This is a genomic window from Paracoccus denitrificans, from assembly GCF_900100045.1.
GTDB classification, from domain to species: Bacteria; Pseudomonadota; Alphaproteobacteria; order Rhodobacterales; family Rhodobacteraceae; genus Paracoccus; species Paracoccus denitrificans.
Genome location: NZ_FNEA01000005.1, coordinates 171954 through 188218, shown reverse-complemented (window position 1 = coordinate 188218; position 16265 = coordinate 171954). Strand labels below are relative to the sequence as shown.

Below are 16265 nucleotides of genomic sequence, written 5' to 3'. Positions count from 1 at the left end.
GAGCCCTGAATGACTTACCTGGAGTTCGAAAAGCCCCTTGCCGATCTTGAGGGCAAGGCCGAGGAACTGCGGGCACTGGCCCGAAAGGGCGAAGGCGTCGATCTGGAGAAGGAGGCGGCGGCGCTGGACCGCAAGGCCGAGGAGATGCTGCGCGACCTCTACAAGCAGCTCGATCCCTGGCGCAAGACGCAGGTCGCCCGCCACCCGGAACGGCCGCATTGCCGCGATTACGTCGAGGCGCTTTTCACCGAATACACCCCCCTGGCCGGCGACCGTGCCTTTGGCGAGGATCATGCGGTCATGGGCGGGCTGGCGCGGTTCAAGGACCAGCCCTGCGTCGTCATCGGCCATGAAAAGGGCAACGACACCAAGTCGCGCATCTTTCACAATTTCGGCATGGCCCGGCCCGAGGGCTATCGCAAGGCGATCCGGCTGATGGATGTCGCCGACCGCTTCCGCCTGCCGGTGATCACCCTGGTCGACACGCCCGGCGCCTATCCCGGCAAGGGCGCCGAGGAACGCGGCCAATCCGAGGCCATTGCCCGCTCGACCGAGAAATGCCTGCAGATCAGCGTGCCGCTGGTCTCGGTCGTGATCGGCGAGGGCGGCTCGGGCGGGGCCGTGGCCTTTGCCACCGCGAACCGCATCGCGATGCTGGAACATTCGATCTATTCGGTGATCTCGCCCGAGGGCTGCGCCTCGATCCTGTGGAAGGATGCCGAGAAGATGCGCGAGGCGGCCCATGCGCTGAAGCTGACCGCGCAGGACCTGAAGAAGCTGGAGGTGATCGACCGCATCATTTCCGAGCCGGTGGGCGGCGCGCAACGCGCGCCCGCCGAGGCCATCGCGGCGGTGGGCGAGGCGATTGCCGCCATGCTGGGCGAGCTGGCCGGCAAGAAGCCCGCCGAACTGATCAAGGATCGCCGGCAGAAATTCCTGGCCATGGGCTCGAAGGCCTTGGGCTGAGCGCCCAGCCGCGCCCTCGCATGGGTATTTAAGAAACGGAAATAAGACGAACGACGCTGCCCGGCCCGGTTTCGCCAGGATCCGGGGCCGGGCCTTCGCGCCTTTTCTGTTGCTCGAATAACCCATGCGACGGTGCTGGCCGCGCTGCCGCATTGGTATCGTGGGGACGAAGAAGCGTCGGGCGCGCCGCGGTTTGCGTGGCGGCTCTTTCCGTTTTCCAAATACCCAAGCGACGCTTCCCACGCGCACGGCTGCAGGAGTATTTGCGGAACGGCGAAAGCGCGCGTTCAGTTGCGGGCGGCCTGGATCGAGTCCTCGAGGATGTCGAGCGCCTCGTCGAAGACCGTGTCCTGGATGGTCAGCGGCGCGAGGAAGCGGATCACGTTGCCGTGGACGCCGCAGGTCAGCAGGATCAGGTTGCGCTTGAGCGCCTCTTCCCGCACGCGGTTGGCGAAATCGGCGCTGGGCTTGTCGCTGCCGGCGGTGTTGAACTCGACCGCGTTCATGAAGCCGGGGCCGCGGATGTCGACGATCTCGGGAACAGTTTCGGCGATGCCGGCCAGGCGCTGCTTCAGCCGCTGGCCGAGGCGGGTGGCGCGTTCGCAAAGCCCTTCGTCCTCGATCACGTCCAGAACGGCATGGGCAGCGGCGACGGCCAGCGGATTGCCGGCATAGGTGCCGCCCAGTCCCCCGGGTGCGGGGCTGTCCATGACATCGGCGCGGCCGGTGACGGCACTGATCGGCAGCCCGCCGCCCAGCCCCTTGGCCATGGTGGTCAGGTCGGCCGCCACGCCGTGATGCTCCATGGCGAACAGCTTGCCGGTGCGGGCAAAGCCGGTCTGCACCTCGTCGGCGATCAGCAGGATGGAATACTGGTCGCAGATCTGGCGCAGGCGCTGCATGAAGCCCGGCGGCGCCTCGTAGAAGCCGCCCTCGCCCTGCACCGGCTCGACGATGATGGCGGCGACGCGCGAGGGGTCGATATCGGCCTTGAACAGCCGGTCGAGTGCGGCCAGCGCCTCGTCCGCCGTCACGCCGTGCAATGCGTTGGGGAAGGGCAGGTGCCAGATGTCGTTCATCATCGGCCCGAACCCGGCCTTGTAGGGCTGGACCTTGCCGGTCAGCGACATGCCCAGGAAGGTGCGGCCGTGAAAGCCGCCGGCAAAGGCGATGATGCCGGCGCGGCCGGTATGGTGGCGGGCGATCTTGACCGCGTTCTCGACCGCCTCGGCGCCGGTGGTGTAGAAGGCGGTCTTTTTCGGGCCGTTGCCGGGGACGAGCCGGTTCAGCCGTTCGGCCAGCGCGACGTAGTTCTCATAGGGCACGACCTGGTGGCAGGTATGGGTGAAGCGGTCGAGCTGCGCCTTGACTGCCTCGACGACGCGCGGATGGCGGTGGCCGGTATTGACCACGGCGATGCCGGCGGCGAAGTCGATATAGCGGTTGCCATCCTTGTCCCAGATCTCGGCATTCTCGGCGCGTTCGGCATAGATCTGCGTGGTCATGCCGACGCCGCGCGAGATGGCGGCGTTCTTGCGGTCGGTCAGGCTGGTCATCCCTGGGCCCCTTCTCGATGCGATTCGGTGCCGATGCTATACGCGGCCCGCCGATCCGAACAGGCCCGCTTGCGCGCGCCCATGCGATGCTTCAGGCTGTGGCCATGTTCCCGATCCGCGACCACAATCCCTCCGAGCGCACGCCCTATGTCACCCATGCGCTGATCGTGCTGAACGTGGCGATGTTCCTGATCACCATGCCCTGGGCGGGCGGGCAGGTCGAGTTGTGGCACCGGCTGGCGCTTTATCCCGTGGCCGTCGCGCATGGCGACTGGCTGTGGGGGTTGGCGACGCATATGTTCCTGCATGCCGGGATCCTGCATCTTGCCGGCAACATGCTGTTCCTGTGGGTCTTTGGCGACAATCTGGAGGACCAGATGGGCCGGCTCGGCTTTCTGGTCTTCTACCTCGCCTGCGGGTTGGCGGCGGCGGCGGGCCAGTTCGCCACCGACCCGATGAGCGACATCCCCATGGTCGGTGCCTCGGGCGCCATCGCCGGGGTGATGGGCGGCTATCTGTTGATGTTTCCGCGTGCGCGCGTCGACGTGATCGCCATCATCTTCGTCATCATCCGCCGCTTTACCATGCCGGCCTGGGTGCTGCTGCTGGCCTGGTTCGGCATCCAGCTTTTGTCGAGCGCCATCGTGGTCGATGACGGCGTGGCCTATGTCGCCCATGCCGCCGGTTTCCTGGCCGGGGTCGTCCTGGCTGTGCCGGTCTTTCTGCGCCGGGGCGGGCCGGGCTTCTGGTCGCGCACCCATGGCCGGCCGCCGCATGCACCGACCTATGCCCCCTCGCGCGTCCCGCGGGTGCGGCGCTAGAGCCGGCCGCGGCTCATGTGGCGCTTGCCGGCGAAGCCCGGGGCGCGGCTGACCGTGAAGCCCGCCGCCGCCAGCGCCCGCCGCACGTGGCCCGCCGCAGTATAGGTCGCGAACGTGCCGCCGGGCGTGGTATGGGCCGCCACCTCGGCCATCAGCGCCTCGCCCCAAAGCTCGGGGTTCTTGGCGGGCGAGAAACCGTCGAGGAACCAGGCATCGGCGCGGCCATCCCAGCGGGGCAGCGCCTCGCGGGCGTCGGCCTCGACGATCTCGGCCGCGACCGTGCCCAGGGTGAAGCGCCGTTGCGGCCATTCGTCGCGCAACTGCCGCGCCAGCGGTTCCAGTTCGGGAAAGGCGGCATGGGCGCGCGCAAGCTCTGCGACGCTCATCGGGAAGGCTTCGAAACTGGTGAAGCGGATCGGCACCATGGCGATTTGCGCCAGCGCCAGCAGGTTCAGCCCGGTGCCGAAGCCCAGTTCCGCGACATGAAAGCCGGGCTGCAGCCGCTGGGGCAGGTCGTTGCCGGCCAGGAAGACATGGCGCGTCTCGTCCAGCCCGCCGTTCAGGCTGAAATAGGGGTCGTCGAAACGGCGCGAGACGGGGATCGCCTCGTCGCGCCAGTCCAGATCGGCGCTGCTCTGGTCGGGCCGCTGCATTCGCGCTAACTCCTCTTTGCAGCGGCAGATGCGGCGAAAGGGACCAGATGGCAAGCGAAATCACGGTGGCGGGCGGCGGGATCTTCGGCCTTGCCTGCGCGTGGGAATTGACGCGGCGCGGCCGGAAGGTGCGGCTGTTCGAGGCGGTGCGGATCGGCGCCGGCGCCTCGGGCGGCCATGTCGGCGCGCTGGCCCCGCACGCACCGGAAAACTGGAACGCCAAGAAGCAGGTGCAGATGGACGCCCTGATCGCGGCAGCCGGCTGGTGGGCCGAGGTCGGGGCGGCGGGGGGCGTCGATCCCGGCTATGCCCGCACCGGCCGCATCCAGCCCGTGCCCGAGGGTGCCCAGGCGCGCATGGCCGAGCGCGTCGAGGCCGCCCAGGCGCATTGGCCGGCATGGGCGGGGATGGAACTGACCGATGCGCCGCTGGGGCCGCTGGTGCCGGCCTCGGCCTCGGGGCTCTGGCTGGTGGATCGGCTGACCGCGCGGATCAGCCCGCGCCGCGCCGGTGCGGCGCTGGCGGCTGCGATCCGCGCCCAAGGCGGCGAGATCGTCGAGGGGCAGGCCGCGCCCGATACGCCCGCGATCTGGGCGACCGGGGTGGCGGGGCTTGCGCCCTTCGGCGGCAATGGCATCAAGGGCCAGTCGGCGCTCCTGGCGATGGACCTGCCCGACGCGCCGCAGGCCTTTGCCGACGGCCTGCATGTCGTGCCCCATGCCGACGGGACGGTGGCCATCGGCTCGACCTCCGAGCGCGATGTGGCGGATCTGGGCACGGACGGCCAGTTGGAGGCGCTGATCGACAAGGCCCGCGCGCTTTGCCCGGTGCTGCGGGACGCGCCGGTGGTCGACCGCTGGGCCGGCATCCGGCCGCGCGCCGCATCCCGTGCGCCGCTGGTCGGCCCTTGGCCGGGACGGCCCGGCCATTACGTCGCCAACGGCGGCTTCAAGATCGGCCTGGCGATGGCGCCAGCCTGTGCCGGGATGCTGGCCGACCTGATCCTTGAGGGCCGCGATACCATCCCCCGGGACTTTCGCCCCGAACTCAGGGCAGGGGGCTGACCCCGATCACCGGCAGATGCAGATGCAAAAGCGCCGCCCAGACCAGCACGGCGGCCGCGAGGCGCGGCCATGTCGGCCGCAGCGCGACGCCCCGCCGCAGGCTGATCGCCAGGCCGAAACCCGCGTAAAGCAGCAAGAGCCCGAACAGCACGACATGCGCCAGGTCGCCGTTCGCAACCAGATGCGCCGCGCCCCACAGCGTGAAGCCGGCCATCAGCCCGGCCATGCCCCCGATGGCCGCCGCCAACACCGCCACGGGCATGGCCAGGTTGACCAGCCAGCGCATCCACGGCTCCTGCGGCCATATCTCGACAAAGGGCGCCCGGCCCGCGGCCAGGATCAGCCAGTAAAGCAGCGCCAGCGACAGCAGGCTGTAGCCGGCGATATAGCCCGCCTTGCCCAGCCGTGCGACCAGCGGCCCGCGCAGCCGCGCCGGGATGACATGCGAGCCCAGAAAGGCCGCCAGCGCCAATGCGAATTCGCCCCATTCCATGCCGAAAGCCTAGCCTTGCGCCCGTGCGACGGCAATCCGCGTTGACGCCGCGCGCTGCTGCGGCATGATGGCGCAAAACGAGGACGACATGACCCGCCTTCAGAAAGCTTTCGACGCCATCGACAAGGCCAATTCCGCCGACCCGCATCTCGGCCCCGACGGTCAGCCCGAGGCGCTGCTCTACGGCCAGCGCATGACGGCCGAGCAGCAGGCGCTTTACCCCGACGCCTCGGAGCCGCTGCGCATCGCCTGCCGCGGCCAGCATGTCGAGCGTTTCCTGCTGCCCCGCAACGCCTATCCGATGGACCGCGCCGGCTATCTGGCATGGCGCACCGAACAGGGACGGCGCCATGCCGTCCGTATCGCGGCGATCATGCGCGAGGCCGGCTATGGCGACGAGGACGTCGCCCATGCCGAAAGGATGCTGACCAAGCAGGGCATCAAGCGCGACGACGAGGTGCAGGCGCTCGAGGACGTGGCCTGCTTCACCTTCATCCGCTGGTATATGGGCCCCTTCGCCGAGGGCCGCGACGCGGAGGAATTGCAGCGCATCGTGGAAAAGACCGCGCGCAAGATGTCCGCCATGGCCCGCGTCCGGGTGCTGGAGGAATTCGCCATCCCCGAACCCTTCTCCGCCGCTTTCCGTGCATAAGGTGCTGGTCGTCGCCCATGGCCAGCCCGGCGACCCCGTCCCGCAGCAACAGGCCGTCGAGTCCCTGGCCGCCCGCGTCGACGCCTTGGTGCCGCAGGCGCTGGTCAGGGGCGCGACGCTGGCCATGCCCGGCGCGCTGGACCTCGCCGATGACGAGACGCTGATCTATCCGATGTTCATGGCGACGGGCTGGTTCACCCGCAGCGAACTGCCCAGCCGCCTGGCGCTTGCCGGTGCGCCGCAGGCCCGCATCCTGCCGCCCTTCGGAGCCGATCCCGGCCTGCCCGCGCTTTGCCTCGCCCTGGTCGCCAAGGCGGCCGAGACGCAGGGCTGGCCCCTTGCTGAAACCCGGCTGCTGGTCGCCGCCCATGGCTCCGGCCGCTCGCGCGCGCCCTCCGAGGCGGCGCGCCGGATCGCCGCCGGCCTCGCCCCCCATGTCGGCGCCGCGAGTTGCGGCTTCATCGAGGAACCGCCCCATATCGCCGAGGCCGCCCGCGACCTGCCTGCGCAGACGATCTGCCTGCCGCTTTTCGCCACCCAGGCCGATCACGTCACCGACGACCTGCCCACGGCACTTGCCGATGCAGGCTTTCGCGGCCTCGTCCTGCCTCCGGTCGGCCTTGCCCCCGAGGTTCCGGCCATGATCGCCGAAAGCATCAAGGCCGCCCTTCCCAAGCGGCCCTGAACTTCTCTGTTCTCCAAATACTCATGCGACCGCGCCATCGGCAGGGGCGCAAAAGCCAAGGGTCACATCGCCGCCAACTGCGCCAACGCCGCCCGGATGCGGGCCAGGTCGTCCTCCAGCGCGGCAAGCTTCTCGCGGGTCTCCTCGATGACCTCGGGTTCGGCATTCTCGACGAATCGGGGGTTGGCCAGCCGCCCGCGCAGGCCCGAGGCGTCCTTTTCGGTCTTGCCTGCCGCCTTCTCCAGCCGCGCGGTTTCGGCACCCACGTCGATCATCTCGCCGACCGGCAGGGCAAAGCTTGCCCCCAGTGCGGCGACCGAGATCATGCCTGGCCCCATCGCGCCGTCCTGCGGCGGGTTCACGCGCGCCAGGCGCTCGATCAGCGGGCCGTTGGCGGCAAGGGCCGCCCGGGCGGCGGCATCCGCCTGGGTCACGAGCAGGTCGGGGCGGGCGCCGGCCGGCACGCCGATCTGGGCGCGGGCCGAGCGGATGTTCTCGATGAGCGCAATCACCCAGTTCATCTGCCGGTCGGCATCCGCGTCGATCAACTCGGCGCCATAGGCGGGCCAGTCGCCATGCACCAGCATCCGCTCGCGATCCCCGGTCAGCGCCCAAAGTTCTTCGGTGACGAAGGGCATGATCGGGTGCAGCAAGGTATAGCACTGGTCCAGCACCCAGCCCATGGTGGCCTGGGTTTCCTCGCGATACTCGCCGTCGAAGAGCGGCTTCGAGAACTCGACATACCAGTCGCAGACCTTGCCCCAGACAAAGGCGTAAAGCCCCGTCGCCGCATCGTTGAAGCGGAATGTTTCCAGCGCCTCGTCGGTCGCCTGCCGGATGCGGGCAAGCTCGCCGATGATCCAGCGGTTCACCACATGCTGCGGCTCGGGTCGCGCGCCCCCGCCGCGAACGCCGTTCATCTCGGCAAAGCGGGTGGCGTTCCAGATCTTGGTGACGAAATTGCGGTTCGCCTCGACATGCTTCGGCCCCAGCTTGGGATCGCGGCCCATCGCGGCCATGCTGGTCAGGGTAAAGCGCAGCGCGTCGGCGCCATATTCGTCGATCAGGGTCAGCGGGTCGATGACGTTGCCTTTCGACTTCGACATCTTGGCGCCCTTTTCGTCGCGCACCAGCCCGTGGACATAGACGGTGCGGAAGGGCACCTGCCCGACCACGGCCAGTTGCATCATCATCATTCGGGCCACCCAGAAGAAGATGATGTCGAAGCCCGTCACCAGCACCGAGGTCGGGAAATACTTGCGCAACTCGGTCGTGTCCTCGGGCCAGCCCAGCGTCCCGATGGGCCAGAGGCCCGAGGAAAACCAGGTGTCCAGCACATCCGCGTCGCGCCAGACCGGATAGACCAGCCTGGTCGGATCCTGCGTCAGGTTGTAATCGGCCAGCCCCTGGGCAAAGGCGTCGATGGCGGCCTCGCGATCCGCGACCTCGATCACGCGGGCCATTTCCAGTGGCACTGGCAGTTGGGCGATGGAATCGCGGAACCGCTCGGCCACCTCGGCGAAACTGGCCGCCGCGTGGTGGATCTCGTCGCGATGGACCAGGCCCTCTTCCAGCAGGGCAAAGATCTCGACCTCGTCCAGAACGCCGTCGTGGTCGTCCTCGACCTGGCCTTCCAGCCGCAGGTCGAGCCCATACCAGACCGGGATCTGGTGGCCCCACCACAACTGGCGGCTGATGGTCCAGGGCTCGATGTTCTCCAGCCAGTGGAAATAGACCTTCTCATGCTGCTCGGGCAGGATCTTCGTCGCGCCGCTGCGCACCGCCTCCAGCGCCGGACCGACGATGCGGGCGGTGTCCACGAACCACTGGTCGGTCAGCATCGGCTCGATGACCACGCCGGAACGGTCGCCGAAGGGCTGCATGATCGGCTTGGCATCGACCAGCGGGCGGCGCTCCAGGTGCTCGGCGCCAGTTTCCTTGTCGATGGACTTGTGCAGATAGGTGACGGCCAGCCCTTCCTCGGTGATCGCCTCGATCACCCGCGCCCGCGCCTCGTAGCGGTCCAGGCCGCGCAGTTCCTCGGGGACCAGGTTCACGTTCGAGACGTCGCCCACATCCTCGCCCCGCGCCGCGCGGGTGGCGATCTCGGCGCTTTCCTCATAGGAAAGCCCGTCGGCGCGCATCCGCCCCTTGCCGTCCATCAGCACGTAAAGCGGGATCTCGTTGCGCATGGCGACGGCATAGTCGTTGAAGTCATGCGCGCCGGTGATCTTGACCGCGCCCGAGCCGAAATCCGGGTCGGGATATTCGTCGGTGATGATCGGGATCAGGCGGCGGTGTTCCTTGGGCCCGACCGGGATCTCGCAAAGCTTGCCGACGATGGGGGCATAGCGGGCGTCGTCCGGGTGGACCGCGACCGCGCCGTCGCCCAGCATGGTTTCGGGGCGGGTGGTGGCGATCGAGATATAGTCGCGCATCTCGCGCAGGGTGACGTTGCCGTCCGCGTCGCGCTCGACATATTCATAGGTCTCGCCGCCGGCCAGCGGATACTTGAAATGCCACATATGGCCGGGAACCTCGCGGTTCTCGACTTCGAGGTCGCTGATCGCCGTCTCGAAATGCGGGTCCCAGTTGACCAGCCGCTTGCCGCGATAGATCAGGCCCTTGTCATACATGTCCACGAAGACCTTGATGACGGCATCGTGGAAATTGCCTTCCTCGCCCGCTGGAGCGCCCGGAGCGCCTGACATGGTGAAGGCGTTGCGCGACCAGTCGCAAGAGGCGCCCAGGCGCTTCAGCTGCTCGATGATGGTATCGCCGGATTCCTGCTTCCAGGCCCAGACCTTTTGCAGGAAAGCCTCGCGGCCGATGTCGCGGCGGCCCGGCTCCTGCCGCTCGGCCATCCGGCGCTCGACCACCATCTGGGTGGCGATGCCGGCATGGTCCTGGCCCGGCTGCCACAGCGTATCGAAGCCGCGCATCCGGTGCCAGCGCACCAGGATGTCCTGCAGCGTGTTGTTCAGCGCGTGGCCGATATGCAGGCTGCCGGTCACGTTCGGGGGCGGGATCACCACCGAGAAGCTTTCCGCCCCCGGTTTCGCATTGGCGCCCGCGGCGAAGGCATTCCGTGCCGCCCATTCCCGCGCGATCCGCGCCTCGGCGGCCTGCGCGTCGAAGTTCTTTTCCATGGCCATGTCGCTTACCCCTTGCATCGCCAAGGGGATAGCGAAGCGCGGGCGAAAGGCCAAGAGGCGCCGGTTCGCGAAGCGCACCGGAATCCCCTGTTTGAAGGGAAAATGCCGGAACCATCGCGCTTTCCGGCAGCACCGTCGCGCCATCCTCCCGCATTGGAAACACTGGCCAGAGACTTTCCGAAAGCGCCGCGTCCTGGGGTTGCGACAGGTTGAACGCGGCACCGGCCCCGGAAGGCGCTACCGGCGGCCTCCGACAAGCGGATGCGAACGGGAGGCCCGAAGCGCCGGCATCACGCCGCCTGCGCGAAATGCGCGACCTGCGCCGCATGGGCGCGCTGGAAGGCCGGGCGCGCGGTCATGCGGTTCATATAGGCCACAAGGACCGGATGGGCGGCCAGTTCCCCCATGCTGTCCACGATGCGCAGCACGTCGGCCAGCAGCAGGTCGGCGATGGTGAAGCGGCCGGCGGTGACGAATTCCCGCCCCTCCAGCACCGGGACCAGTTGCACCAGGCGTTCGTGCAGGCGCGGCAGGGCCAGTTCCTCGGCCCGGGCGTCCTGGTCGAAGATCCGCGCCAGCGCCATGGCCATCACGGCCGGCTCAAGGCTGTTGAGGGCGGCGATCAGCCATTGCTGCGTTTCGGCGCGAGCCGCGCCCTCGCGCGGCATCAGCGCCTCGGAGCGCTCGCCCAGGTAAAGCAGGATGGCGCCGCTCTCGAACAGCGACAATTCGCCATCCCTCAGGATCGGCACCTGGCCGAAGGGCTGGCGCGCGAAATGCTGCGGGGTCTTTTCGCGCACGCTGGTGGTTTCGATTTCATAGGGCAGGCCGGCTTCCTCGCAGGCCCAGCGGATGCGCAGGTCGCGGACATAGCCGACGGCAAAGGGTGGCACCCAATCATAGGTCGTGATCGCATATGTCATGGCTTACTCCTGCCGAGCGAACTCGGCGTCGATTTCGATGGTGATCGGATCGGTGAAGAACGCGTTCATGCCATGGGCCTGCGGGTCGATCTCGGTCTCGGCATGGATGCCGATCAGGTCGCGGATGACCGGATTGCCGGCCTCGTCGCCGGTATAGCCCTTGCCCGCACCGATCAGGGTCACGTCGAACGTGGCGGGCTGGGTCTTGCCCAGCAGGGTGATCTGGCCCGACACCGTGCCCTGGGTCGGGCTTTCCGCGGTGAAGCTGTCGGCGATGAAGTGCGCGGTGGGGTTCGTCGCGCTGTCCAGATAGTCCGGGCCGGTCAGGATCTCGGCAAAGCCCCCGACCGGGGTCATGATCGAGGCGATCTCGACCTCGGCTTCCAGCCTGCTTTGCCCCGGGTCGTCGGGGTTCCAGTCGAGTTGGCCCGAGACGGTGCCGAAGCGGAACACGCTGACCGAAAAGCCCATATGCGGCACGCGGGCCTGCACCGCCGAATGCGCCGGATCCAGGCGATAGGCCCCGGCGCCGGCGGCATGATAGTCCTGCTGGCCGCGCGGGATGCTGTCCGGCGTCACCTCCTGGGCCGCAGCGGGTGCGGCCCAGAGAGCAAGCGCGATCAGGGATGCGCGGATCATGGCGTTTCGTCCTTGGGCCCGACGATGGCGAAATGCGCGCCTTGCGGGTCGCGCGCCACCGCGATGAAGGCAGGCCCCGGCACCTCGATCGGGCCGTGCAGAACCTCGCCGCCGCTGTCGCGGATGCGGGCGATGGCGGCATCGATGCCGTTCACGCCGAAATAGGGCAGCCAGCAAGGCACGGGCGCGTCGCCCAGGCCCATCATGCCGCCGATCTCGGTGCCCTGCCAGGCGAACAGCTGGTAGGTGCCCATCTCGCCCATGTCCATGGCGGTGGACTTCGTCCAGCCGAACAGCTCGGCATAGAAATCGAAGCCCGCGCCGGGATCGGTGGACATCAGCTCGATCCAGTTGCCGTGGCTTTCCTTGCCCTGGTTCCAGGCCCCGGATTCGACCGGGGGCTGCGGTCCATCGGCGCCGGTTGCAGGACGCCGAAGGTGGCGGCCTGCGGGTCGGTAACCACGGCGAAACGCCCGGTGCCGGGAATGTCGGCCGGCTCGCGGAACACCGAGCCGCCCAGCGTCTTGATCTTGGCTGCCGTGGCATCGGCATCGTCCACGTCGAAATAGATCATCCAGAAGGGCGGAACGCCGGCGCAATCGTCCGGCATCTCCATCAACCCGGCGATCATGTCGCCGCCATGGCTGGCCAGGTGATAGGTAAATCCCTCCATCCCGGAATCGGCGGTCGTCCAGCCAAGGACCTTGCCATAAAAGGCCTCGGCCGCGTCGAGCCCGCCCTTGGCGGTGGACAGTTCGAACCAGCAGGGTTTGCCGTGATACATGACGGCCCCCTTCAGGCTTTCTCGTCCACGATGGGTTCGAAGCCGCCCCACATCATCCGCATGCCGTCGAAGGGCATCTCTGGCGGTCCCTGCATCTCGGGGTCGGACATCATCTTTTCGAAGCCTGCATCCGCGGTTGCCTTGTCGGGCCATTCGATCCACGAGAACACGACGGTCTCGTCGTCCTTGGCCTGGGTGGACATGTAGAAGTCGTTGACCTTGCCGCGGGGCACGTCCACGCCCCAGGCCTCGACCATGCGCAGCGCGCCATAGCGCTTGAACATGGACCAGGCCCCCTGGGCCATGTCGATGTATTTCTGCTTGTTCGCCGTCGGAACCGGCAGCAGGAAACCGGAGTAGTAGGTCATCTCTCTTCCTCCTCATCGGGCGCCGCATGCGCCAATGAGTCGCAGGCTGGCAGTTGCAGTATTAAAAAGCAACTGTTAATATTGAAACATGACTGACACCGGCAAGATCTCGCGACTGCGCTATGAGGAAGGGTGCCTTGGCGCCCATGCGCTGAATTTCATCGGCGACCGTTGGGCGCTGCTCGTGGTGCGCGAATTGATGTTCGCGCCCAAGCGGTTCCAGATGATCCGCGCCGGGCTGCCCGGGGTCACGGCCAGCGTGCTGACCCAGCGCCTGACCCAGTTGGTGCAGGCGGGGGTGGTGGCGCATGACGATGTGCTGGGGGTCTATGCGCTGACCGATGCCGGCCGGGCGCTGCATCCGGTGCTGCGCGAGCTTTGCCGCTGGGCGCTGGTCATGCCCGGGCACGATCCGCGGAAATTCATCAGCATTTCCGCGCTGATGATCTCGATCTCGGCCACGGTGGACAGCGCGGCCGCCGCCGGATCACCGCTGCGTGCCGGCTTCGTCTCGGGCAAGGAGGGGTTCGAGGTCACGCTGTCTGCCCAAGGCATGCCGCAGGTCCGGGCGGCGCGGGCGCCGCAGGCGGATTTCGTGCTGGAGGGCTTGGGCAATGCGCTGGCGGCTGCGGTCTATGGCCCGGGGCCGGTAACCCTGGCCTCGGCAGGGTTGATCGGGCTGCGCGGCGACCGCAATGCCGCGCAGCAGTTCACGGCGTTCTTCCGCCTGGAGCCTCAGACCAGTTCCAGCAGCGATTCGCCCGAGGAAACCGAGCAGGCGCTGGGCGCTTCTTCGACCTGAAGCTCTTCGATGGTGCCGTCGCTGACCAGCATGGCATAGCGCTTCGAGCGGCCGTTGACCCAGCCCGCGCCCTGGATGTTCATCCCCAGCGCCTTGGTGAAGCTGCCGTCGGCATCGGCCAGCACCTCGATGCCGGCATCGGTCGCGCCGGTATCCGCCGCCCATTTCCCGGCGACGAAGGGGTCGTTCACCGTGATGCAGACCAGGCGCGAGACGCCCTTGTCGCGGAAGTTGGCCGCATTCTTCACGAAGCTGGGCATATGGGCGTTGGTGCAGGTCGGCGTATAGGCGCCGGGCACGGCGAAGATCGCCACGAGGCCCTGGGCCAGATCGGCGGCCGCCACTTCCTCGGGGCCGTTGGCGCCCAGTTTCAGCAGCGTGCCTTCGGGCAGCTTGTCGCCTTTTGCGATGGACATGCGCGGTTCCTCCGTCAATTGCATCGTTCCGGGCGCGACTATAGGCTCTGCGCCGCGGGCAAACCAGCGAGGGCGAAGAATGAACATCGTGATCCTTGGCGCGGGGCAGGCGGCGGCCTCTCTGGCGGCGAAACTGCGCGCGCTGGGGCATGATGGCGGCATCGCCATCATCGGCGACGAGCCCGCGCCGCCCTATCAGCGCCCGCCCTTGTCCAAGGCTTACCTGCTGGGCGAGATGGGGCTGGACCGGCTGACGCTGCGCGCCCCGGAATGGTGGGACGAACAGGGCATCGCCCTGCATCTGGGGGAACGCGCGACGCGCATCGACCGCGACCGCCGCGTGGTGGCGACGGGTCGCGGCGAATATCCCTATGACCAGCTTGTCCTGACGCTGGGCGCCGCGCCCCGCCGCCTGCCCGCCACGATGGGCGGCGACCTGACGGGGGTGCATGTGGTGCGCAACCTTGCCGACATCGCGGGGGTGCAGCCGGCGCTGGTCGCCGGGCGCCGTCTGGTGGTGATCGGCGGCGGCTATATCGGGCTGGAGGCCGCTGCGGTGGCCCGCAAGCTGGGGCTGGAGGTCACGCTGGTCGAGGCGGCGCCGCGCATCCTGGGCCGCGTCGCCGCGCCCGAGACCGCGGACATGATTCGCGCCCTGCACCGTGCCCATGGCGTCGGGATCGTCGAGGGCACCGGCATCGCCCGCATCACCGGGGAAACCGCTGCCGATGGCGTGGAACTGGCCGACGGCCGCCGCCTGTCGGCCGATCTGGTGATCTGCGGCATCGGCATCGCGCCCGAGACCGCGCTGGCCGAGGCGGCGGGGCTGGCAATCGACAACGGCATTGCCGTGGATGCGCTTGGCCGCACATCGGACCCGGCGATCTGGGCGGCGGGCGATTGCGCCAGCTTTCCAGTGACGGGTGGGCGGCTGCGGCTGGAAAGCGTCGGCAATGCCATCGACATGGCCGAGGCGGTGGCGGCGAACATGCTGGGCGCCGATGCCGCCTATGTGCCGAAGCCGTGGTTCTGGTCGGACCAGTTCGACGCCAAGTTGCAGATCGCCGGGCTGAACCTGGATTACGACCGGGTGGTGACCCGGCCCGCGGCGAATGGCGGCTCGGTCTGGTATTACCGCGACGGCCGGCTGATCGCGGTGGACGCGCTGAACGACGCCCGCGCCTATATGATCGGCAAGCGGCTGATCGAGGCCGGCCGCTCGCCCAGCCCCGAAGCCGTGGCCGAGGCGGTCGAGCTGAAGGCGCTGATGGCATGAGAATCGTCGGCGGCACCCTGCGCGGGCTGAAACTGGCCGAGGTCGGTGCGGGCGATCCGGCGGCGCATCTCCGCCCGACCACCGACCGGGTGCGCGAATCGATCTTCAACCTGCTCATCAACGGCACGCATGGCAATCCGGTCCCCGGCGCGCGGGTCCTGGACCTGTTCGCGGGCACTGGCGCGCTGGGGCTCGAGGCGCTGTCGCGCGGGGCTGCCCGCGTGGCCTTTGTCGATGACGGCGTGGCGGCGCGGGGGCTGTTGCGCACCAATATCGAAAAGGCCCGCGCCATGGGCGTGACCGACGTCTGGCGCCGCGACGCGACACGGCTGGGCGAGAATCGCGGCGCGCCTTACGGGCTGGTGTTCCTGGACCCGCCCTATGGCAAGGGATTGGGCGAGCGTGCGCTGGAATCGGCCCTGGCCGGCGGCTGGATCGCCCCGGGCGGCATGGTGGTCTGGGAGGAATCGGCCGCGCCCGGCCCGGTCGCCGGGCTGGAGCAGATCGACCAGCGCAGATATGGCGACACAGTTGTCACATTGTTGCGCGCCGGACACGATCAGGTGGCGCGATCCAGCTTGGTGGAGAGGTGAATCAGGCTCTCGCTTGAGCGCACGCCGGTCAATCCGCCGATCTGATCCAGCACATCGTCAAGCTGGCTGGTCGATATGGCCGCCAGTTGCAGCAAAAGGTCGACGCGCCCGCTGGTGGTATGGATGCGCTCGACCTCGGGCAGGCTGCGCAGCCGGGCCAGGATCGCCGCCTGTGCCCGCGGCTCGATGGTCAGAAGGCAGGTGGCGCGGATGCGATGCTCGCGCGCGGAATCGCCCAGCCGCAGCGTGTAACCGGCAATGGCGCCCGAGGTTTCCAGCCGCTCCAGCCGCGCCTGCACGGTCGAGCGCGCCACCTTGAGCCGCCGCGCCAGAACCGCTACGGACATGCGCGCATCCTGCGCCAGATGGGCCAGAATCCCGCGATCAAGTTCGTCCACCCGCCCACCTGTCGATTTGCC

At 68.3% G+C, this 16265-nt stretch carries 19 protein-coding genes; 8 read left to right on the top strand and 11 right to left on the bottom strand.

Annotated elements, in window-relative coordinates; genetic code table 11:
- Window positions 1-9: 9 nt before the first annotated feature.
- Window positions 10-966: an acetyl-CoA carboxylase carboxyltransferase subunit alpha gene (locus tag BLT64_RS05865; protein WP_011748623.1), complete on the top strand. Its 957-nt coding sequence runs from the start codon at window positions 10-12 to the stop codon at window positions 964-966.
- A gap of 287 nt (window positions 967-1253) precedes the next feature.
- Here the strand turns inward: BLT64_RS05865 and BLT64_RS05860 are convergent, their stop codons facing one another.
- Complete coding sequence (locus BLT64_RS05860) at window positions 1254-2522, bottom strand: 4-aminobutyrate--2-oxoglutarate transaminase (protein ID WP_011748622.1); 1269 nt, start codon at window positions 2520-2522, stop codon at window positions 1254-1256.
- 104 nt (window positions 2523-2626) lie between these two features.
- Here BLT64_RS05860 and BLT64_RS05855 point away from each other — a divergent pair, with 104 nt between their 5' ends.
- Complete coding sequence (locus tag BLT64_RS05855; protein ID WP_011748621.1) at window positions 2627-3343, top strand: rhomboid family intramembrane serine protease; 717 nt, start codon at window positions 2627-2629, stop codon at window positions 3341-3343.
- Here the strand turns inward: BLT64_RS05855 and mnmC2 are convergent.
- Complete coding sequence (mnmC2, locus tag BLT64_RS05850) at window positions 3340-3996, bottom strand: tRNA (5-methylaminomethyl-2-thiouridine)(34)-methyltransferase MnmC2 (RefSeq protein ID WP_011748620.1); 657 nt, start codon at window positions 3994-3996, stop codon at window positions 3340-3342. The two genes, BLT64_RS05855 and mnmC2, sit on opposite strands and share 4 nt — an antisense overlap.
- A gap of 47 nt (window positions 3997-4043) precedes the next feature.
- Here mnmC2 and BLT64_RS05845 point away from each other — a divergent pair, with 47 nt between their 5' ends.
- Complete coding sequence (locus BLT64_RS05845; protein WP_011748619.1) at window positions 4044-5060, top strand: NAD(P)/FAD-dependent oxidoreductase; 1017 nt, start codon at window positions 4044-4046, stop codon at window positions 5058-5060.
- Here BLT64_RS05845 and BLT64_RS05840 read toward each other — a convergent pair.
- Complete coding sequence (locus BLT64_RS05840; protein ID WP_011748618.1) at window positions 5044-5553, bottom strand: NnrU family protein; 510 nt, start codon at window positions 5551-5553, stop codon at window positions 5044-5046. The two genes, BLT64_RS05845 and BLT64_RS05840, sit on opposite strands and share 17 nt — an antisense overlap.
- Window positions 5554-5641: 88 nt before the next feature.
- Here BLT64_RS05840 and BLT64_RS05835 point away from each other — a divergent pair, with 88 nt between their 5' ends.
- Window positions 5642-6205 (top strand): DUF4202 domain-containing protein, encoded by a 564-nt coding sequence (locus BLT64_RS05835; RefSeq protein ID WP_011748617.1) that lies wholly within the window; start codon window positions 5642-5644, stop codon window positions 6203-6205.
- Window positions 6198-6890, top strand: a complete 693-nt coding sequence (locus BLT64_RS05830) for a sirohydrochlorin chelatase (protein WP_011748616.1) — start codon at window positions 6198-6200, stop codon at window positions 6888-6890. Before BLT64_RS05835 ends, BLT64_RS05830 begins: the two co-directional genes overlap by 8 nt.
- Before the next feature lie 62 nt (window positions 6891-6952).
- On the opposite strand, the gene BLT64_RS05825 is transcribed toward BLT64_RS05830, so the two are convergent.
- The 6 genes from BLT64_RS05825 to BLT64_RS05805 form a co-directional block, all read right to left on the bottom strand.
- A complete protein-coding gene (locus BLT64_RS05825; protein WP_011748615.1) occupies window positions 6953-10045 on the bottom strand; it encodes a valine--tRNA ligase in 3093 nt (1030 codons plus the stop codon).
- 290 nt (window positions 10046-10335) lie between these two features.
- Window positions 10336-10968, bottom strand: coding sequence for a glutathione S-transferase family protein (locus BLT64_RS05820; RefSeq protein ID WP_011748614.1), 633 nt, complete (start codon window positions 10966-10968; stop codon window positions 10336-10338).
- 3 nt (window positions 10969-10971) lie between these two features.
- Window positions 10972-11607: a YceI family protein gene (locus tag BLT64_RS05815; RefSeq protein WP_011748613.1), complete on the bottom strand. Its 636-nt coding sequence runs from the start codon at window positions 11605-11607 to the stop codon at window positions 10972-10974.
- Complete coding sequence (locus BLT64_RS27295) at window positions 11604-11945, bottom strand: VOC family protein (protein ID WP_232290460.1); 342 nt, start codon at window positions 11943-11945, stop codon at window positions 11604-11606. The genes BLT64_RS05815 and BLT64_RS27295 overlap by 4 nt, the downstream gene beginning before the upstream one ends.
- A complete protein-coding gene (locus BLT64_RS27290; RefSeq protein WP_232290459.1) occupies window positions 11945-12391 on the bottom strand; it encodes a VOC family protein in 447 nt (148 codons plus the stop codon). The genes BLT64_RS27295 and BLT64_RS27290 overlap by 1 nt, the downstream gene beginning before the upstream one ends.
- Before the next feature lie 11 nt (window positions 12392-12402).
- Window positions 12403-12759: a DUF1428 domain-containing protein gene (locus tag BLT64_RS05805; RefSeq protein ID WP_011748611.1), complete on the bottom strand. Its 357-nt coding sequence runs from the start codon at window positions 12757-12759 to the stop codon at window positions 12403-12405.
- A gap of 88 nt (window positions 12760-12847) precedes the next feature.
- Here BLT64_RS05805 and BLT64_RS05800 point away from each other — a divergent pair, with 88 nt between their 5' ends.
- Window positions 12848-13561: a winged helix-turn-helix transcriptional regulator gene (locus BLT64_RS05800; RefSeq protein WP_011748610.1), complete on the top strand. Its 714-nt coding sequence runs from the start codon at window positions 12848-12850 to the stop codon at window positions 13559-13561.
- Here BLT64_RS05800 and BLT64_RS05795 read toward each other — a convergent pair.
- Complete coding sequence (locus BLT64_RS05795; RefSeq protein ID WP_041530254.1) at window positions 13495-13977, bottom strand: peroxiredoxin; 483 nt, start codon at window positions 13975-13977, stop codon at window positions 13495-13497. The two genes, BLT64_RS05800 and BLT64_RS05795, sit on opposite strands and share 67 nt — an antisense overlap.
- A gap of 79 nt (window positions 13978-14056) precedes the next feature.
- On the opposite strand from BLT64_RS05795, the gene BLT64_RS05790 reads away from it, so the two are divergent.
- Both BLT64_RS05790 and rsmD read left to right on the top strand, forming a co-directional pair.
- Window positions 14057-15253 (top strand): NAD(P)/FAD-dependent oxidoreductase, encoded by a 1197-nt coding sequence (locus BLT64_RS05790; protein ID WP_011748608.1) that lies wholly within the window; start codon window positions 14057-14059, stop codon window positions 15251-15253.
- Window positions 15250-15846 carry a 16S rRNA (guanine(966)-N(2))-methyltransferase RsmD gene (gene rsmD / locus BLT64_RS05785; RefSeq protein ID WP_011748607.1) on the top strand — a complete coding sequence of 199 codons (597 nt, stop codon included), beginning with the start codon at window positions 15250-15252 and terminating at the stop codon, window positions 15844-15846. Before BLT64_RS05790 ends, rsmD begins: the two co-directional genes overlap by 4 nt.
- Here rsmD and BLT64_RS05780 read toward each other — a convergent pair.
- Window positions 15813-16244 carry an Lrp/AsnC family transcriptional regulator gene (locus tag BLT64_RS05780; RefSeq protein WP_011748606.1) on the bottom strand — a complete coding sequence of 144 codons (432 nt, stop codon included), beginning with the start codon at window positions 16242-16244 and terminating at the stop codon, window positions 15813-15815. The two genes, rsmD and BLT64_RS05780, sit on opposite strands and share 34 nt — an antisense overlap.
- Window positions 16245-16265: the final 21 nt, after the last annotated feature.

Bases quoted from the DNA above. Each gene is read 5' to 3' on its own strand.
- BLT64_RS05865 (WP_011748623.1), top strand. From the start codon at position 10: ATGACTTACCTGGAGTTCGAAAAGCCCCTTGCCGATCTTGAGGGCAAG.
- BLT64_RS05860 (WP_011748622.1), bottom strand. From the start codon at position 2,522: ATGACCAGCCTGACCGACCGCAAGAACGCCGCCATCTCGCGCGGCGTC.
- BLT64_RS05855 (WP_011748621.1), top strand. From the start codon at position 2,627: ATGTTCCCGATCCGCGACCACAATCCCTCCGAGCGCACGCCCTATGTC.
- mnmC2 (WP_011748620.1), bottom strand. From the start codon at position 3,996: ATGCAGCGGCCCGACCAGAGCAGCGCCGATCTGGACTGGCGCGACGAG.
- BLT64_RS05845 (WP_011748619.1), top strand. From the start codon at position 4,044: ATGGCAAGCGAAATCACGGTGGCGGGCGGCGGGATCTTCGGCCTTGCC.
- BLT64_RS05840 (WP_011748618.1), bottom strand. From the start codon at position 5,553: ATGGAATGGGGCGAATTCGCATTGGCGCTGGCGGCCTTTCTGGGCTCG.
- BLT64_RS05835 (WP_011748617.1), top strand. From the start codon at position 5,642: ATGACCCGCCTTCAGAAAGCTTTCGACGCCATCGACAAGGCCAATTCC.
- BLT64_RS05825 (WP_011748615.1), bottom strand. From the start codon at position 10,045: ATGGCCATGGAAAAGAACTTCGACGCGCAGGCCGCCGAGGCGCGGATC.
- BLT64_RS05820 (WP_011748614.1), bottom strand. From the start codon at position 10,968: ATGACATATGCGATCACGACCTATGATTGGGTGCCACCCTTTGCCGTC.
- BLT64_RS05815 (WP_011748613.1), bottom strand. From the start codon at position 11,607: ATGATCCGCGCATCCCTGATCGCGCTTGCTCTCTGGGCCGCACCCGCT.
- BLT64_RS27295 (WP_232290460.1), bottom strand. From the start codon at position 11,945: ATGTCCACCGATCCCGGCGCGGGCTTCGATTTCTATGCCGAGCTGTTC.
- BLT64_RS27290 (WP_232290459.1), bottom strand. From the start codon at position 12,391: ATGTATCACGGCAAACCCTGCTGGTTCGAACTGTCCACCGCCAAGGGC.
- BLT64_RS05805 (WP_011748611.1), bottom strand. From the start codon at position 12,759: ATGACCTACTACTCCGGTTTCCTGCTGCCGGTTCCGACGGCGAACAAG.
- BLT64_RS05800 (WP_011748610.1), top strand. From the start codon at position 12,848: ATGACTGACACCGGCAAGATCTCGCGACTGCGCTATGAGGAAGGGTGC.
- BLT64_RS05795 (WP_041530254.1), bottom strand. From the start codon at position 13,977: ATGTCCATCGCAAAAGGCGACAAGCTGCCCGAAGGCACGCTGCTGAAA.
- BLT64_RS05790 (WP_011748608.1), top strand. From the start codon at position 14,057: ATGAACATCGTGATCCTTGGCGCGGGGCAGGCGGCGGCCTCTCTGGCG.
- rsmD (WP_011748607.1), top strand. From the start codon at position 15,250: ATGAGAATCGTCGGCGGCACCCTGCGCGGGCTGAAACTGGCCGAGGTC.